General features: G+C 68.0%; 7 protein-coding genes and 1 riboswitch. All 7 genes read left to right on the plus strand.

Going from position 1 to position 7,169, the window contains the following annotated elements; all coding sequences use genetic code 11:
* Positions 1-1,226: hypothetical protein (locus tag VN706_24350; protein ID HXT18779.1), on the plus strand; the 1,226-nt coding region annotated here is incomplete at its 5' end.
* A gap of 35 nt (positions 1,227-1,261) precedes the next feature.
* Positions 1,262-1,379: riboswitch (cobalamin riboswitch) on the plus strand.
* Positions 1,380-1,489: 110 nt separating this feature from the next.
* On the plus strand, positions 1,490-2,374 hold the full coding sequence (locus VN706_24355) for a helical backbone metal receptor (protein HXT18780.1): 885 nt from the start codon (positions 1,490-1,492) through the stop codon (positions 2,372-2,374).
* Positions 2,374-3,345 carry an iron ABC transporter permease gene (locus tag VN706_24360; GenBank protein HXT18781.1) on the plus strand — a complete coding sequence of 324 codons (972 nt, stop codon included), beginning with the start codon at positions 2,374-2,376 and terminating at the stop codon, positions 3,343-3,345. The genes VN706_24355 and VN706_24360 overlap by 1 nt, the downstream gene beginning before the upstream one ends.
* Entirely contained in the window at positions 3,342-4,124 is a 783-nt protein-coding gene (locus VN706_24365) for an ABC transporter ATP-binding protein (GenBank protein ID HXT18782.1), read from the plus strand. The genes VN706_24360 and VN706_24365 overlap by 4 nt, the downstream gene beginning before the upstream one ends.
* 55 nt (positions 4,125-4,179) lie before the next feature.
* On the plus strand, positions 4,180-6,111 hold the full coding sequence (locus VN706_24370; GenBank protein HXT18783.1) for a TonB-dependent receptor: 1,932 nt from the start codon (positions 4,180-4,182) through the stop codon (positions 6,109-6,111).
* 68 nt (positions 6,112-6,179) lie between these two features.
* On the plus strand, positions 6,180-6,941 hold the full coding sequence (gene recO, locus VN706_24375; protein HXT18784.1) for a DNA repair protein RecO: 762 nt from the start codon (positions 6,180-6,182) through the stop codon (positions 6,939-6,941).
* Positions 6,938-7,169, plus strand: a 232-nt coding sequence (locus VN706_24380) for a GTP-binding protein (protein ID HXT18785.1), incomplete at its 3' end; no start/stop codon positions are given. The genes recO and VN706_24380, both read left to right, overlap by 4 nt.

Raw genomic sequence — 7,169 nt, forward strand, 5'->3', positions numbered from 1 at the left:
GGGCATTGTTCCTCACTGCGGCGCTTCGCACCTCCGCTCGGAATTCCGCCGAGCCAGGGGCATTGTTCCTCACTGCGGCGCTTCGCACCTCCGCTCGGAATTCCGCGTTGGAAGGTCCGCGCGACTCCACCGGCGAAGCGCGCCGCGTCGACGGACGCGTGATGCGCGGCACGCGCAAGGGACCGGAACCCGTCGCGAACCAATGGGTCGTGCTCCACCGCGTCGGACCCGATCGCGCCGGCCCGCTCGACTCGGCGCGCACATCGACGACCGGCGCGTACAGCCTGCGCTATCGTACGTCCGGCGACACCACCGCGCTGTATTTCGTATCGACGTCGTACGGAGGCGTGGCGTACTTCACGTCGCCCCTGCGCGCGCCGCGCGTGACCGGTGATCCCGCGCAGCTCATGGTGTTCGACACCACGTCCGGCCCGGTGAACGTGAAGGTCGGCGGCCGCCACCTCGTCATCGGCGCGCCGGCGCCCAGCGGCCGACGTCCGATCGGCGAGGTATTCGATCTTCAGAATGATAGTACTGTCACAGTCGTCGCGCGCGACAGCACGACCCCCGAATGGACGGCGCACATTCCGGCTGCCGCCGAAAATTTTCAGGCGAACCCGAACGGCGATCTGCCGAACGGGGCGATCGTTCGTCACGGGACCGACATCGGCATCTTCGCGCCGCTGAGTCCCGGGATCCGCCAGATCGCGTTCACGTACGAGCTGCCGGCGACCGCCTTTCCGCTCACGGTGCCCGTCGACAAGCCGATAGGCATCTTCGAGATCCTCGTGCAGGAGCCGGGCGCGCACGTGCAAGGCCCGTCGTTGCGCGAAGTCGCGCCGGTGAGCGCGGAAGGCCGGACGTTTCGGCGGCTGCTCGCGCAGGATCTGCAGGTGGGCGCGGTCGTGCGCGTCGACGTTCCGCGAGTGATCGGTCGCGATCGCGAAAAGGTGTATCTGGCCGTGGCGATCGCGCTCATCGCGGCGATGGCGGCGGCGCTCGTCGTCACGGCTCGCCGCTCGTTCGGCGTGCGACGCGTGTCGCCCGTGCGCGTGCGCGAGGAGCCGCGTTCGCAAACTCTGTTGCGCGACATCGCGACGCTCGATGCCGAGTTCGAGCGAACCAACGCGGGCGACGAGACCGTGAAGGCCGCATACGAGCAGCGCCGCAACGAGCTCAAGACCGAATTATCGACGGCGCTTGCCGAGGAGCGCCGCCGACCGTAGATTCGGCCGCACAACTGAATGCGAGCGCGGGACACGGAAACCGGTGCAATGCCGGTGCGGCCCCGCCACTGTAACGGGCGAGTATGCCTCGTTCACGATGCCACTGACCGGGATGGTCGGGAAGGCGAACGAAGCGGCCCGGAGCCAGGAGACGACCCACGTTCGCGCCACACTACACAGACCTCGGGGGAGGGCTGGTGGCGACACGGACGTGGCATTCACGCCTCCGCGTTGCGGGCATCCTTCCTCGAGAACGGGTGCCCGTGTTTCGTTTCCGACTCGTCGTTCTCGGTTTCACCTTTGCCGCATTGGGTGCCGCGTGCCGAAACGCGCCGCCGCCGATGGCGCAGGGACACGACGATTTCGGGCACGCGCTCGCGATCGACCATCGCCCGGAACGCATCGTCTCGCTCAATCCGACGACGACGGAGATGCTCTTCGCGCTCGGCGCAGGATCGCGGCTCGTCGGCCGATCGCAGTACGACGTGTTTCCCGATTCCGCGCGCGCGGTGCCCGACGTCGGTCCCGCGATGCGCCCCAACATCGAAGCGGTTCTCGCCCAGCATCCCGATCTCGTCCTGCTGTACGCGAGCGACGACAATCGCGCGGCGTACGACAGACTCACCGCCGCGAAGGTTCCGGCCTTCGCGTTCAAGATCGATAGCATCGAGCAGTTCGCGCGCGACACGCGGCTCATCGGCAGCTTGCTCGGTGATTCCGCGCGCGCCGAGGCCACCGTCGACACGATCGAAGCCACGTTGCGCCGCGTGCGCGCGATGACGAGCGCGTTGCCGCATCCCACCGTGTTCATTCACGCGTGGGACAAACCGATCATCGCGATCGGCGGCGGAAGCTTTCTCAGCGAGCTGCTGGACATCGCCGGCGCGAAAAATATCTACGGCGATTCGCCGCTGCCGTCGCTGACGGTGTCGCTCGAGGACGTGGTTCGGCGAAATCCGGACTTCATGCTGGCGTCGCCGACCGCGGCACCGAAGATCGAAGCGAGCGCCACGTGGCGTGCGATTCCGGCGGTTCACAACGGGCATGTGCTCGTCTACGACACGACGATCGTCGGCCGGCCGTCGGTTCAGTTGGGCGCCGCGGCGTATTCGCTCGCGCGACTCCTGCATCCGCGCGAGGTGAAGTGATGTCGCCGATGCGTTGGACGCTGCTCGTCATTGCGTTGATCGTCGCCGGCATTCTCGGCGTGGCGATCGGGACGATCGATCTCCCGTTGGGCGCGGTTGTCGATGCGCTGCGCGGCGTAGGCGATCCAACGGCGATCGTCGTCGTGCGCACGCTGCGGCTTCCGCGCGTCATGCTGGCGATTCTCGTCGGTGCGGGCCTCGGCATGTCGGGTGCGGCGCTGCAGGGAACCATGCGGAATCCGCTCGCCGAGCCGTACCTGCTGGGCGTGTCGGGCGGCGCGGCGGTCGGCGCTGTCGTCGCGTACGCGATGGGGTTGGGCGCGGCGGCCTTGCCACTGGCGGCATTCATCGGCGCGGTGGCGGCCGTGCTCGCGGCGTTCTTCGTCGCGCACGCGGCCGGCGCGCGGGGCGATCCGCGCGTCATGCTCATGGCCGGCGTCGTCGTCGGCGCATTCGCCAACGCGGTGATCATGCTGATTCTCGCGAACGCCGAAGCGAATACGGTGCGCAACGCGCTGTGGTGGATGATGGGATCGGTGAGTGAATCGACCTGGTCGCAAGTCGCCGTGCTCGCGGTGTATGTCGCCATTGGGGGCGCGATGCTCATCGTCGTCGGCCCGCAGATGGACGTACTCTCGCTCGGCGAAGATGCGGCGGCCGGACTCGGCCTCGGCGTCGATGCGGCGATTCGTCGTGTCTTTCTGATCGCGGCGCTCATCGCCGCGGCGACCGTGGCCGCGGCCGGCCTGGTCGGATTCGTCGGACTCATCGTGCCGCACATCATGCGGTCGGCGGGACTGCGCCGGCATCGCGCGCTGCTCGTGGGTTGCGCGCTGGCGGGAGGAACGCTCGTCGTGTGCGCCGACCTGCTCGGGCGCGTCGTTCGGCCGCCGGCGGAAGTGCCGCTCGGCGCCGTGACGGCGCTGATCGGCGTTCCATTTTTTCTGATGAAGCTCCGGCGGCTCGCATGATTGCGTATCGCGACGTTGCCGTGCGGTATCCACGATCGCGTGACGACGCGGTGCGTGGCGTTTCGTTCGTTGCGCGACGCGGCGAGATCACGGCCGTCGCCGGTCCGAACGGCAGCGGGAAGAGCACGCTCGTGCGGGTGCTCATTGGGCGGATTCCCGTGGCGCGCGGCGAAATCCTGGTCGACGGCGCGCCGCGCAACGCGATGGCCAACGACGCGTTCGCGCGACGCGTTGCGGTCATCACGCAACGGGAGGACCTGGCGTTTCCCGTGACGGTAGTCGATTACGTCGCACTCGGGCGTTTTCCGCACTTGGGATTGTGGCATGCGGCGGGCGAACGTGATCGCGACGCGATCGATCACGCGCTCGCCACCGCGGAAGTGCAGCCGCTCCGGGATCGGCGCGTCGACGCGCTGTCGGGCGGCGAATGGCAGCGTGTTCGTCTGGCGCGAGCGCTCGCGCAAGGCGGCGACGCGCTGGTGCTCGACGAACCGACCGCGTTTCTCGACGTCGGCCACGAGATGTCGGTGTTCGAGGTCTTGAGCCGGCAGGCGGCGGGGGGGAAGGCGGTGCTGCTGGTCAGCCATCAGCTGAACCTCGTCGCGCGGTTCGCGCACGAGATGGTGCTGCTGCATCGCGGCGCGGTCGCCGCGGCGGGCACGCCGGAGACGGTCATGCGAACGGACGTGCTCGAGCGCGTCTACGAATGGCCGCTCATGGTCACGCACGATCCGGCGGTGGGCGCGCCGGCGTTGGTGCCGCTGCGAAAACATCAATGAATTCTAATATTAACTATCATATTCAAATATGCTCATGACTCCCCATCGCTCCACCTTGTCTCTCCTGGGCGCGCTCGCGGTGGCCGGCCCGCTCGCCGCCCAGCTTGGCGCTCAGCAGACGGACACGTCGCGCCTGGCGCCCGTCGTGGTGACCGCCACACGCGTGCCGATCAGCGCCGCCGCGGCGCCGGCCACGATCGACGTCATCACCGGCGACGAGCTCCGGCGCCGCGGCGTGACCTCGATCGCGGCGGCGCTCCAGACGCTGCCCGGCGTCACCTTCGCCCAGAACGGCTCGTTCGGCGCCGCGACGTCACTCTTTCTGCGCGGCGGTGAGGCGAAATACGTGAAAGTCCTGCTCGACGGCGTGCCGATGAACGACCCCGGCGGCGCCATCGACTTCAGCTCGCTCACCACCGACAACGTCGAGCGCATCGAGATCGTGCGCGGGCCGGCGAGCGTGTTGTACGGCGCCGACGCCGTCACCGGCGTCATTCAGATCTTCACGCGGCGCGGCAGCGGACTTCCGCGCACCACGATTTCCGCGCGCGCCGGGAGCTACTCGTCGTCCGATGTCGACGGCACGGTGCTCGGCGCATTCAGCACCGGCGACTTCTCGCTTGCGCTCGCGCGTCACGATACGAAGGGCATTTACGCGTTCAACAACGCATATCGCAACACCGTCGCGAGCGGCGGTGTACATCTCACGCTCGACCCGCGCACGGACCTGCGCGTGACGTTTCGCTACAACGACGGCGCGTTCCATTATCCGACCAATGGCGGCGGTGATCCGGTCGACAGCAACGCGATGCAGTCCGAGGACCGCACGACGCTGAGCGCCGAGCTGGGACGATTCTTTACCCCGCGAATCGATGCGCGGCTGAGCATTACCTCCGAGGTGACGTCCGGCGGCACCGACGATCAGCCGGACACGCCGAAGAGCAGTGGCTTCGAGTCGGTCGATCGCACGCGGCGGCGCGGCGCGGACCTCCACGCCGATTTTGATCTGCCGGTGGCAACCATCCTGACCGCGGGTGCGCAGGCCGAGCAGGAGGATGAACGCACGGAAAGCCAGAGTGTGTTCGGGACGTTCCAGTCCACGTCGATCTTCACAGCGTCCCGCCGTAACACCGCGCTCTATGCACAAACACTCACGACGCTCCCCGAATCCGTCGTCGTCACACTGGGCGGCCGCCGCGACGACAACGAGCGATTCGGCGTGTTCGGCACGTATCGCGCCGGCGCCAGTTGGCGCGCGTCCACCGGCACGCAGTTCCGTGGATCGGTCGGCACCGCATTCCGCGAGCCGACGTTCCTCGAGAACTACTCGACCGGATTCGTGACCGGCAATCGCGCGCTGCGACCCGAGCGCACGGCGACGTGGGAGGCGGGCATTCGCCAATCGCTGTTCGCCGACCGCGTCTCGCTTGGCGTCACCCACTTCGATCAACGCTTCCGCGACATGATCGACTACACCGGATCGACCGCGAGCTGCGGCGCGAGCTACTGCAACGTCGCGCGCGCCACCGCGAAGGGACAGGAGTTCGAAGCGCACGTCACGGCAACGCGGCACATCGGACTCGACGCCAATCTCACGCATCTCGACACCCGCGTGCTCGATCCCGGTGATACGGCGAACGGAAGCTTGTTCGTCGCCAATCAGGCGCTCATTCGCCGGCCGACGACGAGCTGGAACGTCGGCGGCGCATTCGCGAGCGAGCGGGGAAGCGTCGACGTGCGCGTCATTCATGTCGGCGCGCGCGGCGACCGCGACTTCCGTCCGTTCCCGGCGTTATCCGTTGTCGACCCCGCGTACACCCGCACCGATCTGGGCGGCGTGTTGCCGCTCGCCCAGTTTGCCCCGCGGTTGCACGGCACGGAGTTGACGCTGCACGTCGAGAACCTGTTCGATACCAACTACCAGTCGGTCTTCAACTTTCTCTCGCCGCGACGGACGGTGCTGGCCGGAGCTCGCGCGACGTTCTGACGGGCCGGTCATCCTGAGGCGCGAGACGCCTGCGCTTCGCTCAGGATGACCGCAACTATCTTTCAAGCATGATCACGGACGCGATCGTGCTCCATTCGTTCGACTACCTCGAGTCCTCGCGCATTCTCAAGCTCGTGACGCGCGAGGCGGGCGTTCGATCGGTATTGGCGCGTGGCGCCCGGAAGTCCAAGAAGCGTTTCGGCGCGGCGCTCGATCTCTACGCCGAAGGCACCGCCGAGCTGCAGATGAAGCCGGGTCGCGACCTCGACACGCTGTCGTCGTTCGACGTGACCCGCGCACGGCCGCAGCTGGCGGCGCAGCTGGGCCGCTTCACGGGCGCGAGCATGATTGCCGAGCTCACGCTCCGTTTCGTGCGCGGCGACGCCGATCCGGCCTTGTACGAAACCATCGCGCACACGCTGGACGCACTCGGTGCCGCGCCGGCCGAACGCGTCCGTGACGTCGCGCTCGCGGGCGCGTGGCGCGTGTTGGCTGAACTGGGTATCGCACCGACGACGGATGCATGTGCCGAGTGTCACGCGTCAGTCGATGCGACTGCGCCGGCGGTGTTCAGTCATCCGGCCGGCGGCGTGCTGTGTGCACGTTGCGGTCACCTCGCGCGCGGCGGCCGCACGCTGCCGCCGGCCGCGCGCGACGCCCTGCGCGACTGGCTCGGCGGCCGCGATCACCCGCTCGACGACGCGGACACGGCGCGCGCGCATCAGCGGCTCTTAAGAGAATTCTTACGCGAGCATCTGGCCGACGAGCGGCCCTTGCGCGCGTTCGACGTCTGGGAACGCGACGTCCTCTCGGCGGGAGGCGCAGCGTGATTCTCGGCACCGCGGGCCACATCGATCACGGCAAGACCACGCTCGTTCGCGCGCTGACCGGCGTCGACACGGATCGCTTGCCCGAAGAAAAGCGCCGTGGCATCACGATCGAGCTTGGATTCGCCCCGCTGACGCTCGATGGCGTCGGCACGCTCGGCGTCGTCGACGTGCCGGGTCACGAAGCGTTCGTCCGGACGATGGTCGCCGGTGCGACAGGGATCGACCTCG

This window comes from Gemmatimonadaceae bacterium (genome assembly GCA_035606695.1).
In the GTDB taxonomy this organism is placed as follows: Bacteria; Gemmatimonadota; Gemmatimonadetes; order Gemmatimonadales; family Gemmatimonadaceae; genus JAQBQB01.